Genomic DNA, 20,153 nt, shown 5'->3' on the forward strand with positions numbered 1-20,153 from the left:
TGGAGGTGATCCAGCCGCAGATTCCCCTACGGCTACCTTGTTACGACTTAAGCCCCCTTGCGGAGCCCAGATTCGACCCTGGAATCAGGGCCTCATCCGGACCCCACTCGGGTGCTTTGACGGGCGGTGTGTGCAAGGAGCAGGGACGTATTCACCGCGCTCTTCTGAAGCGCGATTACTACCGAATCCAGCTTCATGAGGGCGAGTTTCAGCCCTCAATCCGAACTACGACCAAGTTTCGGAGATTAGCGCCCCCTTTCGGGGTTGCATCCCACTGTCTTGGCCATTGTAGCCCGCGTGTCGCCCAGCACATTCGGGGCATACTGACCTACCGTTGCCCATTCCTTCCTCCAGTTTGGCACTGGCAGTCCTCCTAATGTACCCAACCACCACAAGGGTGTTGCTGGCAATTAAGAGTGTGGGTCTCGCTCGTTGCCTGACTTAACAGGACGCCTCACGGTACGAGCTGACGGCGGCCATGCACCTCCTCTCAATGGCTCCAGTAAGATCATCAATCTGACCTTCACTGCACATTGTCGATGCTGGTGAGATGTCCGGCGTTGAGTCCAATTAAACCGCAGGCTCCTCCGGTTGTAGTGCTCCCCCGCCAATTCCTTTAAGTTTCATCCTTGCGGACGTACTTCCCAGGCGGTCTGCTTCTCGGCTTCCCTACGGCACAGCACAGGCTCGTAGCCTGTGCCACACCTAGCAGACATCGTTTACAGCTCGGACTACCCGGGTATCTAATCCGGTTCGTGACCCGAGCTTTCGTCCCTCACCGTCGGATCCGTCTTCCAGAGGCGCTTTCGCCACCGGTGGTCCGTCCAGGATTACGGGATTTCACTCCTACCCCGGACGTACCCCTCTGGTCTTCCGGTCCCAAGCCACGCAGTTTCCACCGGACGCCTGCGCGTTAAGCGCGCAGATTTCCCGATAGACTTGCCTGGCCAGCTACGGACGCTTTAGGCCCAATAATAGCGGTCATCACTCGTGCTGCCGGTATTACCGCGGCGGCTGGCACCGGTCTTGCCCAGCACTTATTCCTCGACCACCTTACGGTCGAAAAAAGCGAGGACTATATGCCCTCGCACTTGGAGTCCCCTTATCGCACTCGCGTGCAGTGTAAAGGTTTCGCGCCTGCTGCGCCCCGTAGGGCCCGGTATCTTGTCTCAGATACCGTCTCCGGGCTCTTGCTCTCACAACCCGTACCGATTATAGGCACGGTGGGCCGTTACCCCACCGTCTACCTAATCGGCCGCAGCCACATCCTATAGCGCCTGAACGTTTCGCGTTCACGCCACTCCAGGCAGTGAACGGTATCGGCTATTAGCCTCAGTTTCCCGAGGTTATCGCCGTCTATAGGGCAGTTTGGCCACGTGTTACTGAGCTATCTGCTACGAGTCTGAACTCGTGCAACTAGCATGGCTAAATCGGACTCCAATAGCAATGACCTCCGGCAGGATCAACCGGAATGCTATAATGTACTCCCAGCTTGGCTGGGAGGGTCTGTTGGCGGTGAATGTTGCAAACACACTCACACATAAATGGTCCACGTTCGATGACACTGATCGTGTGACCGATCGGGCGTCACCGAACTACCAAGGCTCACATCAGATCCCATCTGTACGGCGGACCGCAGGGGTAGGATCCTCATCTCCTTCGGACGTATTCATAAGCCGTCAGGGGTACATAACCCCTTCGGACTCCAAATCGTCCGTGTCGACACGGCGTATCCAAACGCCCCGTCGCCACATCTTCGTGTTCACATCCGAATGCCCTCGAACGTATAAGGGCGTCGGATCGCCCCCACGCCAGAAACCGCATCCAGCGGGGGTGTGTACGATCACAACTGAACGCCCAGACACGTATAAGGGCTCCGGATCGCCGCGACCGGCAGTTCCGATCACGACCATCACTCGTGTGGAGCCCTCGAGTACGCAGTCTCTCGTCGGATCGACCCGACGACGTGTCTGAGGACGGATGTAATTCATCCCCCCGTGCCGGGTTGCGGCCGGAGGGAACGTGGCGGCGTGCGCCACGTCGTTCGCATTACAATCGAAGTCCGAGTGAACATATAAGGCCGTCGTCTCGAGCGGCCACTGCGCCACGTTGGACAGTCACGAAGTGACTCGATTGGCCCGAGTGCCGTCGGCCGAATGCTCCGGCGACGCTACCGCCGATTCGGCGGATTCGAACTCGAGGCGTCGGGATCTCGTCCGAGAACTGACCGGACAAGTCTCACCCCGGCCAGCAGACACTCGCGAAGGACCGGCGCGCCGTCGACGAGCCACACCACCAGCGCCGCCCCGGCGAGTCCGAGTTGTGCCCACAGATACGTCGAGATATCGCCGGCGAGCATATCACTCGAGTAGCGACCGAACAGGTCAACAAATGCCTCGAAGAAACTCGGTCCGGGAGAGTGACCCTCGACCGATTCGACCGGCCAGAGCATGAGTTCGGGCTGCAGAACATCTTGCCGGAACACCGAGTCCACGACGTCGCCGAAGGGATGCGACAGGTAGCCCAGTCCGAACGCGAGACCGACCCGCGGCCGTGTCGCGACGTGCGCGATCGTTCCAACGAGAATCGCCAGCGGCACCGCGAAGAAAAGCGAGTGACCGATCGCGTAGCCGTTTTCGAACACGCCGTACTCCCAGGCGAGTGGCTTGTCGATCAGGTCCGGGAGAACCGACGCGAGGACGACCGCGAACGCCTCGAGTCCGGTGGGCGAGTCACGAAAAAGGGTGTGACAGCACAGTGAATATGCAAGATATCCGACAATCGCGTGTTCCCACGGCCACATGGCTGGATGGTCCGTCGTCCAAGGAATAGTTATGGTTCGCTTGTCGTGGCGCTCGCGGCTGAGCCGGGTCTGGGGGGCTGCAACGGTCGATACAGTACTCGATAAGCCCGTCTTACGAGACAACGTCTGTGATTGACAGCGTTGTTGTCACGCGTTGATGACACCCCGGCAGTTGGAACGGAAAGTCACTCCCGTTTGACGAGCCCTTGTGAAACGGCACTGGCCGACACGAGGAGCCATGGCGACGTGTGTCTGGTCTTATAACGATAGTAGCCACTGAACGTCATTGCATACCTGATCGAACGACAGCTATACGATCAGTATGTAAACCGTTTCAGTGGCTACTATATATCCCCGTGGTTGCCATAGCACGACTGTGACCGACTACGCTATCGAAGCGCGCGACGTGGCGGTGACGTACGCGGACGGGACCGAAGCGGTCCGCGGCGTCGACCTCCTCGTCGAACGCGGCGAGTTCGTCGGCTTTCTGGGACCGAACGGCGCGGGCAAGACGACGACGATCAAGACGCTGGTGACGCTCCTGCGACCGACCGACGGCTCCATCGTTGTCAACGGATTCGACGCCATCGAGGAGCCCCGACAGGTGCGGTCGACGGTCGGCTATATGGCTCAGGAGACGAGTATCGATCCCGAGTTGACCGCTCGAGAAAACCTCCGGTTCGCGTGTGACGCCTACGGCGTGCCGCGAGCGCAGCGTGACGACCGGATCGACGAACTGCTCGAACTTGTCGAACTAACCGACGTCGCGAACAAAGTCGCGGACGACTTCTCCGGCGGGATGAAAAAGCGCCTCGACGCGGCGACCGCGCTCGTCCACCGGCCGCCGCTAGTATTCCTCGATGAGCCGACGACTGGACTCGATCCGGCAGCGCGAAATCGGCTCTGGGAGTACTTTCGGCGGATCAACGACGAGGGAACGACCGTCTTTCTGACGACTCAGTATCTCGAGGAGGCCGACCAGTTGTGCGAGCGGCTGTCGGTCATTCAGGACGGAACGGTCGTCGCGGAGGGGACACCTGAAGAGCTGAAACGTCGCGTCGGCGGCGAGATACTCGCGGTCGAGCTGGCAGAGCCCGACGAGAGCGAGCGCGCAGTAGCGGTCGCCCGCGATGAGTCGCTGTTCGCTGACGGGGCGGCGATCGAAGCGACAGAGCCGGGGCTCACAGTGACGGCTCGCGATGCGCGCACGCGTGGGACGGAGTTGTTAGTCTCACTGCGGGACGCCGGAATCGACGTTATCGGGTTCGACGTCCGTGCGCCGACGCTCGACGACGTGTTCCTCGCGGTGACGGGTGAGGGGAACGAAGACGACTCGTCGACGGAACGCGTGTCGGACACGACCGACGCTGCACGGTCCGAAACGATCGGTAACAGCGGCCGTGACTCGAGAGACGCGAGAGAATCGACGGTGAGCGACGAGAGCGAAACCGGGAACGGTGTCAATCGAGACGAGGTGAACCGATGAGTACGCCAGATGTCGACCGTCACGGTGGGGGCTTCGCGAGCGACGTGTGGGTCACGTTCGTCCGGTGGACGATCAAGTCGGTTCGGAACCCGTTCGTGCTCGTCGTTTCGCTCGTCCAGCCGATCATCTTCCTCGTGCTCTTCACGCAGGTGTTCGGCGGCGTCGCGACGGCCACCCTCGAGGGGATCAGCTATGAGACGTATCTCGTGCCGGCGATCGTGATCCAGGTGGCGCTGGTAGCGGCCGCGACGTCGGGAATCGGGCTGGTCAACGACATCGAGACCGGGATGTTCGAGAAGATACTGGTCAGTCCGATGAACCGGACCGCCGTCTTCCTGGGGAAGACGCTCGCCGAGGTCGTTCGCATCGTCGTACAGGTCGTAATCGTGCTCGGATTGGGTGTGTTGCTCGGTGCCGAAATCGCGACCGGAATCGCGGGCGCGATTGCAATCGCGGCCATCTGCGTCGTGTTCTCGATCTGGTTCACTGCATTCTCGAACGTACTGGCCGTGGTGACCCGCGACGAGGAGTCGACGATTATCGGGGCGAACCTGCTTCAGTTGCCCTTGCTGTTCGTTTCGAGTGCGTTTCTCCCGTTGCCGGCGCTTCCGGATTGGATTCGGACGGTCGCGACGTTCAACCCGATCACCTACGGTGTCGACGCCGCTCGCGCGGTGATGCTCGGCGAGGATACGATGACCGTGATCGAAGTTACCCGGTTCGGCGGGATGTGGGACACGCTCGTGCCGGCACTCGCTGTTCTCGTGGGACTCGCGTTCACGTTCGGATCGGTCGCCGTCTACGCGATCGGCCGCGCAGCCAGCGCCGACGTTCGCTGATGCGGTCTGCTGTAACGATTTCCGGTGCGACCGTGGGACGGTTTCGCGGCCGCACCGGAACTGACTGACAGCAGTCCGTATGCGGCTCCCGACGGTCGCCGATCTGGGAATAACCGATACCATTTAGCGACCGTGCTCGTACGAGTAGCCATGGACCGATCGGGATTCGTCAAACTCGCGGTCATCGGGTTCGGGATCGTCATCGCGAGCTTCTTCGTGCGTGGGATCAGTCGGATCGTCCTCGACGTGGAAACCGCGAATCTCCTGCAGGCACCGCTCGCGATCGTCGGCTTCGGGCTCCTCCTCTATCTGTTCGTCAGAGCGACCCTCGACTTCGTCGGAATCTGGAACGTCGAGAATCCCGATTCGTGAGACGGCCGGCCGTCGCTGTGCCTCCGTCTATCGAAACGCCGTGATGCGATCGATCCGGTCACGTTCTCCACTCGAGTCGACCACCGGAAGGAAACCGTTTTTCGACCGCCGTTCGAACGTGAAGGTATGACAATCGACGTTCAGGCGATCGCGGACCTCGGGCCGGACGACCGCGCGGCCTTCTTCGAGCGCGACGCCGGCATCGAGGCGGTCAGGGAAGACGTTCGCGAGATCGTCGAGCGCGTCCACACGGAGGGTGACGTCGCCGTCCGCGAGTTTACGAGCGAGTTCGACGGTATCGAAGTCGGCAACCTCGAGATCACGGACGAGTGCGAGCGTGCCGCAGACGCAATCGACGACGGGATCCGGGACGCGATCGAGACGGCCACCGCGAACGTCCGGGAGTTTCACGAGGCCCAACTGCCCGACGACTGGCAACGCGAGTTCAGCGAAGGACGGACGCTGGGACGACGGTTTCGACCGATAGAACGCGTCGGCGTCTACGTCCCTGGCGGCTCGGCGGCCTATCCCTCGAGTGCGATCATGGGGATCGTCCCGGCGACCGTTGCCGGCGTCGACCACGTCTCTGTGGTGACGCCGCCGGCCGACGAACTGAACCCGGTGACACTGGCGGCGATCCACATCGCGGGTGCGGACGCAGTTTACGGCGTCGGCGGCGCGCAGGCGATCGCAGGGCTGGCGTATGGGACGGAGACGATCACTCGCGTTCAGAAGATCGTCGGCCCCGGCAACAAGTGGGTGACAGCGGCGAAGGCCGAAGTCCGGGGCGACGTGGAGATCGATTTCCTCGCGGGACCGAGCGAAGTGGTCGTGGTAGCCGACGAGACTGGGGACCCGGAACTCGTCGCCGCGGAACTCGTCGCCCAGGCCGAACACGACTCCAACGCCTCGGTCGTGGCCGTCACCGACGACGAGGACACCGCCCACGCCGTGGCCGCCGCCATCGATAACCAGATCGACGCGCGCGAGCGCGAGACTGTGATCCGAGAGGCGCTCGCGAACGACGCGAGCGGGGTCCTCCACGCCCGGTCGATGAGCGAGGCGATCCTCTTTACCGAGGCGTACGCACCCGAGCACCTCTCGATCATCGCCGACGACGACGAGTCGATCCTCGAGCGGATCGAGAGTGCGGGGAGCGTCTTCCTCGGGCCGAACACGCCCGTCGCGGCTGGCGACTACGCCAGCGGCACGAACCACGTCCTGCCGACCAACGGCGGTGCGCGAGTCACCGGCGGCCTCTCCGTGGAGACGTTCCTCCGGTCGACGACGGTCCAGCGACTCTCCAGGGAGGGACTCGCCGAACTGGGTGGGACGATCACGGCGCTCGCGGACGCCGAGGGGCTCGAGGCCCACGCCGAGAGCGTTCGAACCCGACTCGACGAGGAAGCGGATCGGTAAGGATCGGTGAAATACTGTCGATCGACGGTGTCTCAATTCGCTGAACTGCAAGCTGGTTTTACGTGGCTAGAGAACGGAAAGGGAAATGAGATGGAACCGCGTGTCGATCCGACGGACAGGCGCGTCCTCGAGCGCAACTACGATTACGCACAGAAGAACGTGCGGCTCCTCTCGATGTGGTACGACTGCGAGCTCGAACGGATGCTCGAACTCTTGGCGGAACACGACATCGAGCTCTCGCGCAACGACAAACGACAGTTCGGCCCCTACTATCGTTCGTTCCGGCAGCGCTCGAACTGGTGAGCAAACGCGAGAACCGAGGAACCCACTCGCTCGAGCGAAGACGGAACCCGAGTCGGCTAGTCCCAGAGAATGGCGTCACAGTTAACATCGTTGCGCCGGAATGGAGAGGTATGAGCACGGACAGTATGGACGGCGGGGAGGCGGACACGCGTCCGAAAATCGAAGTGACCGAGGACGCGGCCGAACAGGCCCTCTCACTGCTTGAGGGCGAGGACCTCGACGTGACTGAGGCGGGCCTCCGGTTGTTCGTCCAGCAGGGCGGCTGTGCCGGTCTCTCCTACGGGATGCGGTTCGACGACGCACCGGACGACGACGACACGATTTACGAACACCACGAGCTGCGCGTGTTCGTCGATCCGGCGAGCCTGAAGTACATCGAGGGCAGCGTCCTCGACTACGAGGACGGCCTGCAGGCCGAAGGGTTCCACGTGGACAATCCGAACGTCGTCAGCGAGTGCGGCTGTGGCGAATCGTTCCGGACGTAATCGATCACACGGACAGCGATTCCCGCCACCCTCCCCTCCGCCGTTTTGCCCAGTCGACCGAACGCCGACAGCGCTGGGAGTGGAGAGCGTGGAACTCGAGCGACAAAAAACAGGAGCGGGTCGAGTAACCGGCCGGACTCGAGACGGGGCTTACTCCTCGAGTTCGAAGGCGACGGTGACCTCGGCCTGATACTCGCGGTCGTCGGCGCTGGCGACCTCGACGCCCAGTTCGTCGACCTCGATCCACTGAACGTTCTGGAGGGTAGCTTCCGCGCGGTCGATCGCGTCGTCTGCTGCGGCGTCGAAGCTCTCGGGACTGGTGCCGATGAGCGTGATTTTCTTGAATACCATCGCCCCTCCACCTACGAGCCATATCGACGTAAAACTGCTGTCGGTTTCACGGAGAGAAGCCCGCTGGTGTCGGTAACGGCGACGGCGAACGGGTCACTCGGTCCGCGACTCGAGGCGCTCGCGGATCGCACCGGAGACGTCAGTGAGGTAGGCACCGCCCCATAGCGCGACGACGATCGCGCCGATCGAGTTGAAGACGAAGTCGAGCATCGTGTCCTCGAGCCCGTACTGCGTGAGCACAGCTTTGACGCCGAGTGCGTCGGCCGAGAGCGCGATTACGAACTCCAGGATCTCCCAGAGAACGCCAAAGGCCAGGACGAAGAGTAGAATGAACACGGCGACGAACCGGCGAGGAAAGTAAATGCCCTCCGCGTGCTCGTGGAGCGCGCGGACGGTGGCGTATCCCACGCCCGCGACCAGCGACGCCGACAGGGCGTGGGTCATGTGGTCCCACCACCAGACCTGACTGTAGAGCGTCGCGGTGGCACCGGGCAGCCCGACGGTACCGAACGCGTGGAGGAAAACGGCGGTGGTAATCCACAGCGTGAGTCGCGGATCCATCGGGATCTCGTAGTCGCGCTCGAGCAGCGGCGGGAGCTGGGTCACGGCCAGCGCCACGCCGGTGTTGATGACGATCCCACCGTTGCCCCGCTCGATTCCGACGAACAGCATGCCGACCAACCCGATCTCCATGAGATAGGTGAGCTGCCGCTGGCGATGCTGAGACGGCAACCAATTCGTGAGATTACGCATCGTCACCCTCCGCGACCTCGATGGCGTTCTCGGAGAAGCGCCGCTCCGGCCGGGCGAGGCGTCTGAAGTAGAGTTCGAAGACGATGCCCGCGCCGAGACCGGATACGGCGGAGTAGACGAACTCCCACATCACTGCATCGTGGTCGGCGGTAAACGGGATACCCAGCGTCTGCGACGCTCCCCATCTGAGCACCGCCCAGACACCCGCGGCGGCCATCGTGGTGACGACGACGAAGACGACGGCGAAGCCGGGCGTCATTCGGACGGACGTAAAGGACTGGAGTTCGACGGCGATGACCAGCGCGATGGCTGCGACGGAGAGGTACGCGGCGAAGTGACCGGTCAGTCGATCCGCATCGATGGCCATCCCGAGGACCGGCACTGCGGCGAGCAATAACACCTCCCAGGGGAGCATGACGTGAGACGACCGGAAGGAAACTGGCGGGAGCAGTGCCAGGGTCACGAGCGTCGCCGCGAACGTCGCCCACAGGAACCCGCCGGTCACCAGTTCGCTGACGCCGACGATCGCGATCGCCGCGACCAACGACCACGCGATCGCCGCGTTGGTTCGCCCGTCCGCGATCAATCCCTCGAGTGGAGTCTGAGACACACTGATTCGTATCGAGCGTTCTCACAAAAACATATGTTGTCACTGATTGAAATGACGCCGGAACGAGAGCAGCGAGGGAACGGGAACATCGGGCCTTCAACGATCGTTCTTCACGTCGGGACGACGAACAGGTAGACGATCGCGTACGCAACCAGAGCGAACGCAATAGCTGCCAGTGCCGTAAGCGATCGCTCGAGGAACGCGTCCGAAGACGGGAGCCGCCGATAGCTCGCTCGCGGGAACGCCAGCGAGGGGGTCTCCCGAACGATGCCACAGAGGAGGCCGACGCCGAGGATGGAGAAGACGAAGTGATAGGACACCTCGAGGGTCGGCGGCGTCACCGCGAGCGCGGCGACGCCATACGCCGCGCCCACGCCGGCGCGACGGTCGACGAACCCGAGGAGCGACCGGTCGGTGAGCCGGCAGATCGTCGCGAGCGCGAGCGCGATCGCCGCGAGTTCGATCGCGAACGCGCCCAGCAAGTGCAGCGTCGGGTCCGAATGCAAGACGACGCGCGACTCGAGCGCGGGGGAGCCAAACGGAAAGAGCCAATCCGGGGGTGAGCCGGTAACGAGGTCCCCCCACGGATGCGACCAGAGGCCCCACAGCGCGGCGAGGACGACTGTCAACGGCGAGAGCGGCGACGCTCGCGCGGCCCAGCGAGCGACGAGGATGCCGCTCGCCGCGAATAGCCCCATCACGAGCGCGGCGAGCGGGCCGTCCCAGACGAGTGCGACGGCGACGAGGGCCCCGAGGGCGCCGATCGCACCGGTCTGAAGGGCTCGCGCCCGAGCGGTGCGACCGCGGACGGCGAGCAGACCGAACGCCGGCGCGGCGATCACGCCGACGACCAGCGAGTGGGTGACCGAGCGGTGGACGACCCGGCTCGCGTCCCAGAAGGCCGTCGACGCCCCGAGCGCGCCGTCCGCTGCGTGCCACTCGAGGAGGCCGACGAGCGCGTATGCGACGTCGATATCCGGAATCGCAGCGAACGCGCCCGCGACGATTCCGACGAACAGGGCCGGCCGCCGATCCCAGCCTCTCCAGTCGGCGACCAGCGCCGCGACGGCGAACGCGAACAGGGCATGGCCGATGAACACAACATGTCGAATACGGAATGCGTGGGCTTAAGCGACTCGCCCCAGTGCCAAACGGTGGCAGTTACCACTCGAGAAACGGGGTGCCACTCGAGAGGCGATGACCGAACTCGGGCCGTCGTCGAACGGACGCTCTACCTGTCGGCAAACGGACACTGGGCCTGTCGTCGAGTCGAGCGTCGATACCTGTAGACGGCCACCGCGGGTCTGTCGTTCGCCGCTGTCGGTAGGTCTTTGCGGATGGCAAGCGAGCACACGCCCATGGCTCAGCAACCGTCGACCGAGGCGACTCGCGCGCCATCCGTTGGCGAACTCACTCCACCGAATCGGACCCTGATGGGGCCCGGGCCGAGCGACGTGAACCCGCGCGTGCTGCGGGCGATGAGCACGCCGCTCGTGGGTCACCTCGATCCCGCCTTCATCGAGATCATGGACGAGGTCCAGGAGCTGTTGCGCTACACCTTCCGAACGGACAATCAGTGGACGATTCCGGTCTCGGGGACCGGCTCGGCCGCGATGGAGGCCGCGATCGGCAACGTCGTCGAACCCGGCGACACGATGCTCGTCCCGACGAACGGCTACTTCGGCGGCCGGATGGCCTCGATGGCCCAGCGGGCCGGCGGCGAGGTCGTCGAAGTCGACGCTCCGTGGGGCGAACCGCTCGAGCCCGATGACGTCGCGGACGCGCTGGCCGAACACGACCCCGATGTCTTCGGCTTCGTCCACGCCGAGACGAGTACCGGGGTGCTCCAGCCCGACGTCCCCGAGCTAACGGCGGCGGCTCACGACCACGACGCGCTCGTGATCGCCGACAGCGTCACGTCGCTGGGCGGCGTGGAGCTGCGGGTCGACGAGTGGGACATCGACGTGGCCTACTCGGGGCCACAGAAGTGTCTCTCCTGTCCGCCGGGTGCCAGCCCGCTAACCCTCTCGGACGAGGCGATGGAGAAGGTCCTCTCGCGCGAGGAAGACCCTCGCTCGTGGTACCTCGATCTCTCACTGCTCGAGGGCTACTGGGGCGAGGAGCGCGCGTATCACCACACCGCGCCGATCACGAACGTCTACGCGCTCCGGGAGGCCCTGCGCCTCGTCGCCGAGGAGGGAATCGAAGCCCGCTGGGCGCGCCACGAGCGACTGGCCGGCGCGCTGAAAGCCGGCATGGAGGCGATGGGCCTCGAGATGAACGCGCCCGACGGGTACTGGCTGCCGAGCCTGAACGCCGTCCGCGTCCCCGACGGCATCGACGACGGCGAGGTCTGCGACGCGCTGATCGAGCAGTACGACCTCGAGATCGCCGGCGGGCTGGGCGATCTCGCCGGCGAAATCTTCCGAATCGGTTGCATGGGCCACTCAGCGCGGCCCGAGAACGTGATCTACGTGGTGACGGCGCTCGGTGACGTCCTCGAGTCGATGGGGGCGGCCGTCGATCCGGGTGCAGGCGTGACTGCGACGCGCAACGCGCTCGAAGAATAAGGAACGTCGCGACGGTCACTCGTGGACCGTCGGTTTCTATGCTGTTACTCGCGGTCCTGGAGGCGCTCGTTCGACCTGATAGTCCTCTCCGTCGACGACGATGATGGCCCACTCGTAGTTCGGGTTCGTCCGTTCGAGTCGCGCCTCGAGATCGTCCGCGTCCTCGGGTTCGGCGACGAAACAGTGGAACTGTCCCGACGAAGCGGACGGAAGCTCGTCCGCCTCGAGGACGGCGTTTACGTGGACGACTTTCCACGCGCGTTCGGCGCGAAACTCGGGGCCGTTGCCTTCGACGGTGTAACCCAGCTCAGCGAAGATCGACCTGGCCTGCTCGGCGAGTCGCATGTTAACAGGACCCATTCACTACCACCTATGTCGGCATCCACCATAAATGTTAGTACGTAACAAGAATGCCCAGTTACTTCCTCACTAGTTGGAACTACCCAGTGATTTCGGTTCGGCTGTGTCCCGGTATCAGGAGTTTTCGTCAGTAATCGTCTATTAGGAGCGTCCCGTCGCGCGACTCTCTGGTTTTGCGTATCCGGTGGGGCGACGGCGTCACTCGTGAGCGGCGTCCCACTCGGTGGGCTTCCGGAAGTTCCCACATCGGTTGCATTTAATTCGGCCCATCGAATCCATCGCGTTGTCGAGGGTCTCGCAGTTCGTACAGAACCAGCCGTAGCGGCTGTCGGCAGCGCTGGATTCGTAGGCGACGAGGAACGGCCCCTTCGACCCCTTGTCGCCGTCCGTCTCCGAAATATAGACGGTACCGTCATCGTCGGTCGACCGAGTTTGCATGTCCGCTCGTACCGTCGCTCGCGGTAAATGACTGTCTGTCCGGGTCGATATCGCCTCCTCGAGCGGCCACCGTGTCCGGGAAGCCCCTTACCGACGCGTTCGACCGATAGTGTGCGACAGGTTCGCAGTGTGGACTGTCCGTACTGAAAGGTTTACCCGCACGGAAATCGTTCGAACGGCTAATGTCGCTGGTCGTGGTTCCCGTTCGGTATCCGTTGTCGAAGCATTCGAGACGAACGCTCGAGCGGGCGATCGAGGTCGCCCGCGAGCGGGAGGCCGCGTTGACGATCCTCCACGTCGACCTCTACCAGAACGGGAAAAAAGTGACGCGTCTGGACCTGAAAAACGCCGTCGAGAGAGCGTTCGGACGGCTGGAAAACGCCCGCTACGTCGTTCGGACCGGCTTTCTCGTCGAGGAGAGCATCCTCGACGAAGTCGCGGCGGAGCAAGCCGACGCCGTCGTCATCGGGAGCAAGCAAGCGAGTCGGCTCCGACGCATCTTCCAGCGCTTTACGGACAACCCCGATATCGATCGATATCTCCGGAGCCATCTCGACTGTGAAGTCATTACGGTCGAAAGCGCAAGCGCGTAGGCCCCTCGACGTCCGCGTTCAATTCTCCGTCTCCGATTCCCCGCCGACCGCCGTTACTTGTCACCCGCGTTTCGGACGACGAACACTGGAATAGAGGCGTTATCGACCACCCGCTCCGAGACGCTCCCGAGCGAGGTCACCTTCTCGCGCGGACTCTTCCCTCGAGTGCCGATGACGATCAGATCGATCCCCTGCTCGTCGGCGTACTCGAGGATCGTTTTCGCGGGTGTTCCCTGACGCACCTCGCTGACGGTCTCGAGCCCCTCGGCCGTCGCTCGTTCCTCAACGGTGGCGACGGCCTTCTGGCCCTCGTCCTCGAGCGTCCGCTCGAGGTCCGTACTGGTGTCTTCGCCGGCAGCGGCGGTGACGCGGCTATCGACCACGTACAGCGTGTGGACCGTCGCGTCGTTGTTCGCGGCGATCGGCAGTCCGTGATCCAGCGTCTGGGAAATCGTGTCGCTTCCGTCGGTGGGTATGAGAACGTTGTCGTACATCTGTCGGATACGTTGGGATTGGTGTGGGGGGCGTATAAATCATCACCACGATGGACACCGGGAGAAGAGCGTGCAGTCGTGAGCGAGAGCGCAGTCGTTACCGGTCGGCCGGGTCCGTGGGGCTCCCGCCCGGTTCGACGGGTGAGTCCGCGGCCGTGCGCTCGAATCGCGAATCGTTGACGGCCAGTCGTGCGACGCCGCTGGTTTCGTCGAAGACGTGGTGGCGGTGCGGGTAGGCGAACTCCACGTCGAGATCTGCCAACCGTTCGCCGATAGCGTCTTGCACCGCCGACCGGACGACGGTCTGCTTGTAGGGGTGTTTCATCCAGAAGAACAGCTCTAAGCCGATCCCGTGGTCGCCGTACTCGGAGATATAACAGGAGGGTGCTGCGGCGTATCGGGCGCTGCCGATCCGAATGTCCGGACCGCCGGAGATGACATCGTCGACGCCTCGGGCGGCTCGTTCGGTCGCCTTTCGCGCCGCCTCGAGGTCGCTCTCGTAGGTGATATCGAGTCTGAGCGAGACCCGCGTGCGCTCGTCTTCCGCGGAGTAATTGATGACGTCGCGCGCGTGGATCTCGGAGTTCGGAATGACGATGAAGGTGTTCTGAAGCGTGAAGATCTTGGTGTACCGGATCGTGATGTCCTCGACGAACCCGCGGTGACCGGCATCGGAGACCTCGATCATGTCGCCGATCTCGTAGGGTCGGTCGGCGAGAACGTAGAGACCGTTGATCAGGCTGCCGACCACCGGGGCGAGCACGACTGCGATGACGGCCGAGATCACGGTCACCGAGAGGAGGATTTGCGTGTCACCGACGCCGAGGATAGTCGCAGCGACGACGGCCGCCCAGAGGAGAACCGCGGCCCTGACACCGCGGAGAGCGGTTCGCGTGACGCTCGGTCGTTCGATTCGACGGGCGACCGTTCGACCGGCGATCCGAACCGCGACCTTCGAGAGGTACCAGCCGACGGCGAGCACGACGAACGCGAGGGCGATCTCGATGAAGATCTCGGGAGGATCACCAGGGATGTTGCGCTGAATCGCGTTGACAGCCGAGCTCGCATCTCCCGCGGAGCTCGCGTTCTCCTGAAGGACCCTGCGCATGGCAACACTCTCAGGCCGGTAGTGGTTAAGGGTTCTGACCATCAGTTTCGGCCACCGGTCATGTAACAACCCGATTTCGAAAACGCGTGCTACTCAGAATATAATAAATCATTTAGCCGCCGGGATCGTAGGGTCGGATATGGCACCAGACGAACTTCGCTCGACGGTCGAGCGTGTCGGGGACCGCTTCAACCTCGGCGAATACGAAATCGACGCCTATCTCACCGTATTGGAGCAGGGACAGCTCACGGCGAGCGAGATCGCGGACCGAACGGACATCCCCCAGCCCGAGTGTACGATACCGTCCGGAGTCTCAGCGACCGCGGCCTCGTCGAACTGCGTGAATCCCGTCCCATGAAGGTCGTCGCGATCGATCCCGGGGAGGCGTTCGACGACGTCCAGACCTCCTTCGAACAGATGATCGACGAACTCGAGGCCCGCTACACCGCGCCGGCGCGCGACACGGAGGCGGTCTCCCTCGTGAAATCGCGATCGACGATCCTGCGCTACCTCGAGGAGGTCATCGACGGTGCGGAGTTCGAACTCGCGCTCTCGCTGACGCCGGACCTGCTGACCCGGTTCGAAGCGGAGTTGCGCGACGCGATCGAGACCGGCGTGAGCGTCGATCTGATCGTGACGCCGGCGAGCGAGGCGCCCGATCCGGCGGAGTTCGCGTACGGTGAGGTTGCGTCGACCGCCCGCGCCCGACGGGGAATCACAACGCCAGTCGTCGCCGTTGCCGACGGCAGCTATTCAGTCTACGCGACGCAAGACGCCCTGCGGGACGATCAGGATCGCTACGGCGTCATCTTCAACCGGTCGGCGCTGGGCTTTCTCGTCTCCAGTTTCTTCGGGACCGTTCTCTGGACGACCACCGACCAAACGCTCGGCGAGGACGACACCGCGAGATCGTATCCACGAAAGTACGCCTCGATCCGCCGGTGCGTGAAAGATTTGCTCGACGAGGGCGGTGAGTTCTACGCGACCGTCGACGGTCGCGATGTCGAGGTCGGCGGCAAGCGGATCGTCCGCGGTCGGGTCCGCGACATCTCCTTCGAGGTCAGCGAGGAAGTCGCTAGCATCACGATCGAAACAGCGGAGGGTGAGGAACTCTCCGTCGGTGGTCGCGTCGCCGCCCTCGAGGACATCGAGGCCCACGAGATCCGCATCGGTCGGAACGAGCCGCCGACCCTCGAGGATCGCTGATCACTTTGAGAGCGGGGAATCGGGCCTCGAGCCGGTCCGGTGAAATCTGCTCACCGATGGAGAATCTGGTAATCCGGCGGCCGGCAGTTGCCGACCGCCGGCGCGAAGCAGGTGAGTAGAGACACCTTTCCGAGCCGCTTTGCGAACGTGTCGATGGCAATCCTCGCAGCGCCCGCCATTGGGGCGACCATAACTGAAACGCGATTCGAACACTCACATTTTATTACCAAATTTATAGCTAACAATTAAGGCGATGAACGTGGTCCGTTGCCCCGCATGGGACGCGAATCCACCGGCCGACGCGACCGGACTCGCTTCAGGCGGCGGTCGTTCCTGAAGGCAGCATCGGCGTCGACAGCAGGAGCGGTCGCCGTCACCGGCTGCCTCGGTCGGGGTCGCAGCCCGGGACAGGTGGTGATGACCGCCGCTCAGGACGTTGCGGGGATCATGCACAGCGACGGAGACGACCCGTCGATTCAAAAAGCGCTGTGGGACGCCGGTCTCGACGAGGACATCCGCGTCGAGATTCAGACCGTTGTCAGCGACTCCGCATCGCGAATGCAGACGACCCAGTCGGCGCTCGAGGCGGGTCGGGCTCCCCCCGACATTCACATGATGGACAGCGGCTGGACGGTCCCGTTTATCCTTCGCGAGCAGACGGTCAACCTGACCGAACGCTTCCCGGAGGATGTCCTCGGCTACGTCAACGACACCTATCTCGAGGCGATCCTCGAGACGGCGCGCCATCCGCAAAACGGCAATCTACACGCCCTGCCGCTGTTCCCCGATCTGGGGTTTACCCTCTACCGGGAGGACCTCATCGAGGACGCCGGCTACGACACGAGCGGTTGGGGGACCGATCCACCTCGCTGGGAGGAGTTCGCGAACGCGGTCCGAGATGCGAGGGACGGGGCCGACCTCAACTACGGACTCACGACACAGGCGGCCGCCTACGAGGGGCTGTCGTGTTGTACGTTCAACGAGGTGATGACGACATGGGGCGGCGCGTACTACGGCGGGGTCGAGAACCTGTTTACCGCCGGTGACCGACCGATCACGGTCGACGACCAGCGGGTCATCGACGCGATCCGGATGATGCGATCGTTCATCGAAGGAGAGGAGCAAAACACCCTCGAGAGGTACCCCCAGATCTGTCCGTCAGCGATCGTCCAGTGGACGGAACAGCAGTCGCTTGCCCCGTTCTCGGGCGGTGAGGCCGTCTCGAACCGAAACTGGTCGTACGCGATCGCGGAGACCGGGACCGAGGAGGCCTTCGGCGAGAACCTCGGCGTCATGACGAGACCGTACGCGGTCTCCCGGGAGGAAGCCCAGTACGCGGACGTCGGCGGCACCGCCGCGGCGCTGGGCGGTTGGAACCTCGCGGTGAGCCCGTTTTCGGATCGCCAGGAGGAAGCGCTGCAGGTCCTCGAGGCCTTCGCCAGCGAGGACGTAATGCTCACGGTCTTCGAACTGGGTGGCTTCCTCCCGCCGAACCTCGAGCTGGTCGCGGAGGCCAGTCCGGACGATGTCGGGCCCGTCGTCCGCTACGCCGACGTGGTCCAGTCGGCCAGCGAGAACGCGATTCCGCGACCGGCGACCGACCTCTGGCCCGAGCAGTCGGCGCTGATATACCAGGAAGTGAACGCGGCGTACCGCGGCGAAAAAGCACCCAAGGCTGCGATGAGCGATCTTGCGAACGAACTCGAGCAGAGCGAAGCGGAGGTGCAAACGAATGGGAACTGATTCCGACGACGAGCAGCGCTCCGACGACGGCCTGGTACCCGCCGGCGAACCGCTGACCGACGGCGGCACGCTAACCGGCGGCGAATCCGGACGGAGCCGGGAGCGGACCGGCAACGCCGTCATGAACTGGATGGAGAACCTGAGCGAAGCGGCGTACGCGTACCTGCTATTGCTGCCCGCGTTCGCCTTGCTGACGCTGATCGCGTTCTACCCGCTGATCCGGACGTTCGTCATCTCGCTCCGAGCCAACCAGACGCGGGGGTTGGACCCGCTGGGCGCGTTCGTCGGCATCGAAAACTACGTCGACATTCTTACCGGGAACGCGCGGCTGGCTCGACAGTTCCTCGACGTCGGATTGACGTCGTCGTTCCCCTTCGTCGAACTCGGCACCCCGTTCTTCCAGCAGGCGCTGTTCGTCACGCTCGCGTTCGCGGTCATCAGCGTCGTCGTCGAGACGGTGGTCGGATTCGGCCAGGCCTACGTGCTCGATCAGGACTTCAGGGGCCGACGCTGGGTCCGCGTGGCGATCATCCTCCCGTGGGCGGTGCCGATCGTCATTCAGGGGATGATCTTCTTCTTGCTGTTCCAGCCGACGGTCGGATTCGGTTCCGACCTCATGCAGAGTCTCGGCATCTTTAGCGCGACGCCGCTGGCGAACAGCCGGGATGCGTTCATCATCATCCTCGTGGCCGACATCTGGAAGTCCTCGGCGTTCATGGCCCTGCTGATCCTCGCGGGACTCCAGAGCGTCGATCGGAGTCTGTACGATGTCGCGCGCGTAGCAGGGGCTTCACCGTGGCAGCGGTTCAAACTGATCACGCTTCCGCTGATAATGCCGGCCCTGTTGGTTGCGATGCTGTTCCGTACCATGGACGCGATGCGAGTCTTCGGGCTGATCGAATCGACGGCCGGCTGTACCACCGTACCATCGCTGAGCTGTCTCGTCGTCGAGGCGATGTTCGGCGGGACGCGCATCTACGCGACGGCCGCTGCCGTGGCGTTCGCGACGGCGCTGGTGATCGGCCTGATTATCGGCGGCTACGTACTGCTCTTCCGCGACACCGAAGGAGGGATGTACTGATGACCGATCCGAGAGATTCCACCGATCCGAGAGATTCCACCGATCCGAGAGATTCCACCGATCCGAGAGATTCCACCGATCCGAATGATAGCGGCAGTATCGGCGACGGCGGAGACGATCGACCACGTGATCCAACCCTCCGCCGGCCCGATGGCGGCGAGCCGACGGACCGGTCCGCGGGCCGCCCCGACGGCGGCACGAACGTCCTCGAGGACGCCCGCGAGGCTGAACTCGATCGAGGCCCGCTCCAGCAGTGGGTCTCCGACTCCATCTCCCACCCCGAGCGAGTGTACCGTGCGATGTTCTACGTCGCGGCGATCTTCTTCCTCTTTACGACCCTGTTTCCCTTCTACTGGCTGCTCATGGTCGCGCTGACGCCTGAGGGACAGCTCCAGGACATCGTCTTCACCCCTAACGGCTTCAATCCTGGCGCGTTCATCGAGGTCTTCGAGGTCGTCCCCTTCCACGTCTACATGTTCAATAGCTTCGTGATCGCGCTGGCCTCGACGGTCGTCGTCCTCGTCATCGCCAGCCTCGCGGGCTACGCCTTCGGCCGCCTCGAGTTCCCCGGCCGGACGCCGCTCATGTTGCTCGTGTTGGTCATTTCCTTTTTCCCGCCAGCGGCCTTCTTCATCCCGCTGAACGACCTCTTCAACACCTCGTTTTTCTTCCTCGAGCCGATCACCGGCAACGGGACGCTCTACAACACACCCTTCGCCCTCGTGACGCCGCTATCGGCGATCTTCATGCCGCTGGCAATCTTCATCCTCACGACGTTCTACTCGCAGATTCCCGACGGGCTCGAGGACGCGGCCCGCGTCGAGGGAACGACTCGGCTGGGCGCGCTGTTCCGCGTCATCATTCCGCTGTCGGCACCCGGCGTCGCGACCGCCGGCGTGCTGACGTTCATCGCGGTCTACAACGAGTTCTTCTTCTCGTTCCTGATGACGGACGGCCAGCCCGAAAACTGGGCACCGATCCTCGATGGCATCCTCGCCTATCAGGGGCAGTACCAGGTGCTGTACAACCTCATGGCCGCGGCGAGCATCCTCGGGGTCATCCCCGTCGCGATCCTCGTGGTCATCGCACAGGAGAAGATCGTCAGCGGACTGACTGCCGGCGCGCTCAAAGAGTAACAC

The 20,153-nt window shown here is 63.4% G+C and carries 21 protein-coding genes, 1 rRNA gene and 1 pseudogene; 12 read left to right on the forward strand and 11 right to left on the reverse strand.

Annotation, left to right across the window (positions count from 1 at the left end; genetic code table 11):
- Nucleotides 1-1,473, reverse strand: a 16S ribosomal RNA gene (locus CP556_RS19230).
- Nucleotides 1,474-2,170: 697 nt separating this feature from the next.
- Entirely contained in the window at nt 2,171-2,803 is a 633-nt protein-coding gene (locus CP556_RS19235; protein WP_098727076.1) for a metal-dependent hydrolase, read from the reverse strand.
- A 376-nt stretch (nt 2,804-3,179) separates the two neighbouring features.
- Between CP556_RS19235 and CP556_RS19240 the strand changes: the two genes are divergently transcribed.
- The 6 genes from CP556_RS19240 to CP556_RS19265 all read left to right on the forward strand — a co-directional run bounded on the left by CP556_RS19240 (nt 3,180) and on the right by CP556_RS19265 (nt 7,707).
- A complete protein-coding gene (locus tag CP556_RS19240; RefSeq protein WP_098727077.1) occupies nt 3,180-4,289 on the forward strand; it encodes an ABC transporter ATP-binding protein in 1,110 nt (369 codons plus the stop codon).
- Complete coding sequence (locus tag CP556_RS19245) at nt 4,286-5,128, forward strand: ABC transporter permease (RefSeq protein ID WP_098727078.1); 843 nt, start codon at nt 4,286-4,288, stop codon at nt 5,126-5,128. Before CP556_RS19240 ends, CP556_RS19245 begins: the two co-directional genes overlap by 4 nt.
- 150 nt (nt 5,129-5,278) lie before the next feature.
- The gene (locus tag CP556_RS19250; protein ID WP_098727079.1) at nt 5,279-5,500 is read left to right on the forward strand and encodes a hypothetical protein; all 222 of its coding nucleotides are present in this window, start codon (nt 5,279-5,281) and stop codon (nt 5,498-5,500) included.
- A 126-nt stretch (nt 5,501-5,626) separates the two neighbouring features.
- Entirely contained in the window at nt 5,627-6,919 is a 1,293-nt protein-coding gene (gene hisD, locus CP556_RS19255; protein WP_098727080.1) for a histidinol dehydrogenase, read from the forward strand.
- A gap of 90 nt (nt 6,920-7,009) precedes the next feature.
- Nucleotides 7,010-7,222 carry a hypothetical protein gene (locus CP556_RS19260; RefSeq protein WP_098727081.1) on the forward strand — a complete coding sequence of 71 codons (213 nt, stop codon included), beginning with the start codon at nt 7,010-7,012 and terminating at the stop codon, nt 7,220-7,222.
- A gap of 110 nt (nt 7,223-7,332) precedes the next feature.
- Nucleotides 7,333-7,707, forward strand: a complete 375-nt coding sequence (locus CP556_RS19265; protein WP_098727082.1) for a HesB/IscA family protein — start codon at nt 7,333-7,335, stop codon at nt 7,705-7,707.
- A gap of 150 nt (nt 7,708-7,857) precedes the next feature.
- Here CP556_RS19265 and CP556_RS19270 read toward each other — a convergent pair whose 3' ends face one another.
- The 4 genes from CP556_RS19270 to CP556_RS19285 all read right to left on the reverse strand — a co-directional run bounded on the left by CP556_RS19270 (nt 7,858) and on the right by CP556_RS19285 (nt 10,521).
- Nucleotides 7,858-8,058 carry a dodecin gene (locus tag CP556_RS19270; RefSeq protein WP_006180927.1) on the reverse strand — a complete coding sequence of 67 codons (201 nt, stop codon included), beginning with the start codon at nt 8,056-8,058 and terminating at the stop codon, nt 7,858-7,860.
- A gap of 93 nt (nt 8,059-8,151) precedes the next feature.
- Nucleotides 8,152-8,811, reverse strand: coding sequence for a DUF2238 domain-containing protein (locus tag CP556_RS19275; RefSeq protein ID WP_098727083.1), 660 nt, complete (start codon nt 8,809-8,811; stop codon nt 8,152-8,154).
- The gene (locus CP556_RS19280) at nt 8,804-9,421 is read right to left on the reverse strand and encodes a hypothetical protein (protein ID WP_098727084.1); all 618 of its coding nucleotides are present in this window, start codon (nt 9,419-9,421) and stop codon (nt 8,804-8,806) included. Before CP556_RS19280 ends, CP556_RS19275 begins: the two co-directional genes overlap by 8 nt.
- 110 nt (nt 9,422-9,531) lie before the next feature.
- Nucleotides 9,532-10,521, reverse strand: coding sequence for a metal-dependent hydrolase (locus CP556_RS19285; RefSeq protein WP_098727085.1), 990 nt, complete (start codon nt 10,519-10,521; stop codon nt 9,532-9,534).
- 258 nt (nt 10,522-10,779) lie between these two features.
- Between CP556_RS19285 and CP556_RS19290 the strand changes: the two genes are divergently transcribed.
- Nucleotides 10,780-11,991: a pyridoxal-phosphate-dependent aminotransferase family protein gene (locus CP556_RS19290; RefSeq protein WP_098727086.1), complete on the forward strand. Its 1,212-nt coding sequence runs from the start codon at nt 10,780-10,782 to the stop codon at nt 11,989-11,991.
- Between the two features lie 36 nt (nt 11,992-12,027).
- On the opposite strand, the gene CP556_RS19295 is transcribed toward CP556_RS19290, so the two are convergent.
- Nucleotides 12,028-12,336, reverse strand: coding sequence for a DUF7116 family protein (locus tag CP556_RS19295; protein WP_098727087.1), 309 nt, complete (start codon nt 12,334-12,336; stop codon nt 12,028-12,030).
- Nucleotides 12,337-12,549: 213 nt separating this feature from the next.
- The gene (locus tag CP556_RS19300) at nt 12,550-12,789 is read right to left on the reverse strand and encodes a DUF5816 domain-containing protein (protein ID WP_098727088.1); all 240 of its coding nucleotides are present in this window, start codon (nt 12,787-12,789) and stop codon (nt 12,550-12,552) included.
- A 182-nt stretch (nt 12,790-12,971) separates the two neighbouring features.
- On the opposite strand from CP556_RS19300, the gene CP556_RS19305 reads away from it, so the two are divergent.
- The gene (locus CP556_RS19305; protein WP_098727089.1) at nt 12,972-13,382 is read left to right on the forward strand and encodes a universal stress protein; all 411 of its coding nucleotides are present in this window, start codon (nt 12,972-12,974) and stop codon (nt 13,380-13,382) included.
- A 53-nt stretch (nt 13,383-13,435) separates the two neighbouring features.
- Here CP556_RS19305 and CP556_RS19310 read toward each other — a convergent pair whose 3' ends face one another.
- On the reverse strand, nt 13,436-13,876 hold the full coding sequence (locus CP556_RS19310; protein ID WP_098727090.1) for a universal stress protein: 441 nt from the start codon (nt 13,874-13,876) through the stop codon (nt 13,436-13,438).
- Nucleotides 13,877-13,973: 97 nt separating this feature from the next.
- Nucleotides 13,974-14,984, reverse strand: a complete 1,011-nt coding sequence (locus CP556_RS19315) for a mechanosensitive ion channel family protein (RefSeq protein WP_098727091.1) — start codon at nt 14,982-14,984, stop codon at nt 13,974-13,976.
- A 139-nt stretch (nt 14,985-15,123) separates the two neighbouring features.
- Between CP556_RS19315 and trmB the strand changes: the two are divergent.
- A pseudogene (gene trmB / locus CP556_RS19320) lies at nt 15,124-16,190 on the forward strand (HTH-type sugar sensing transcriptional regulator TrmB).
- Nucleotides 16,191-16,240: 50 nt separating this feature from the next.
- On the opposite strand, the gene CP556_RS26830 reads toward trmB, so the two are convergent.
- Complete coding sequence (locus tag CP556_RS26830; protein WP_255291507.1) at nt 16,241-16,369, reverse strand: hypothetical protein; 129 nt, start codon at nt 16,367-16,369, stop codon at nt 16,241-16,243.
- A gap of 97 nt (nt 16,370-16,466) precedes the next feature.
- Here CP556_RS26830 and CP556_RS19325 point away from each other — a divergent pair, with 97 nt between their 5' ends.
- From CP556_RS19325 to CP556_RS19335, 3 genes are all read left to right on the forward strand, one after another.
- Nucleotides 16,467-17,933: an extracellular solute-binding protein gene (locus CP556_RS19325; RefSeq protein ID WP_098727092.1), complete on the forward strand. Its 1,467-nt coding sequence runs from the start codon at nt 16,467-16,469 to the stop codon at nt 17,931-17,933.
- 130 nt (nt 17,934-18,063) lie between these two features.
- Nucleotides 18,064-19,014, forward strand: a complete 951-nt coding sequence (locus tag CP556_RS19330; RefSeq protein WP_394340747.1) for a carbohydrate ABC transporter permease — start codon at nt 18,064-18,066, stop codon at nt 19,012-19,014.
- Nucleotides 19,014-20,150 carry a carbohydrate ABC transporter permease gene (locus CP556_RS19335; RefSeq protein ID WP_098727093.1) on the forward strand — a complete coding sequence of 379 codons (1,137 nt, stop codon included), beginning with the start codon at nt 19,014-19,016 and terminating at the stop codon, nt 20,148-20,150. The genes CP556_RS19330 and CP556_RS19335 overlap by 1 nt, the downstream gene beginning before the upstream one ends.
- The last annotated feature ends 3 nt before the right edge of the window (nt 20,151-20,153 follow it).

It is taken from the genome of Natrinema sp. CBA1119, assembly GCF_002572525.1.
GTDB lineage: Archaea > Halobacteriota > Halobacteria > Halobacteriales > Natrialbaceae > Natrinema.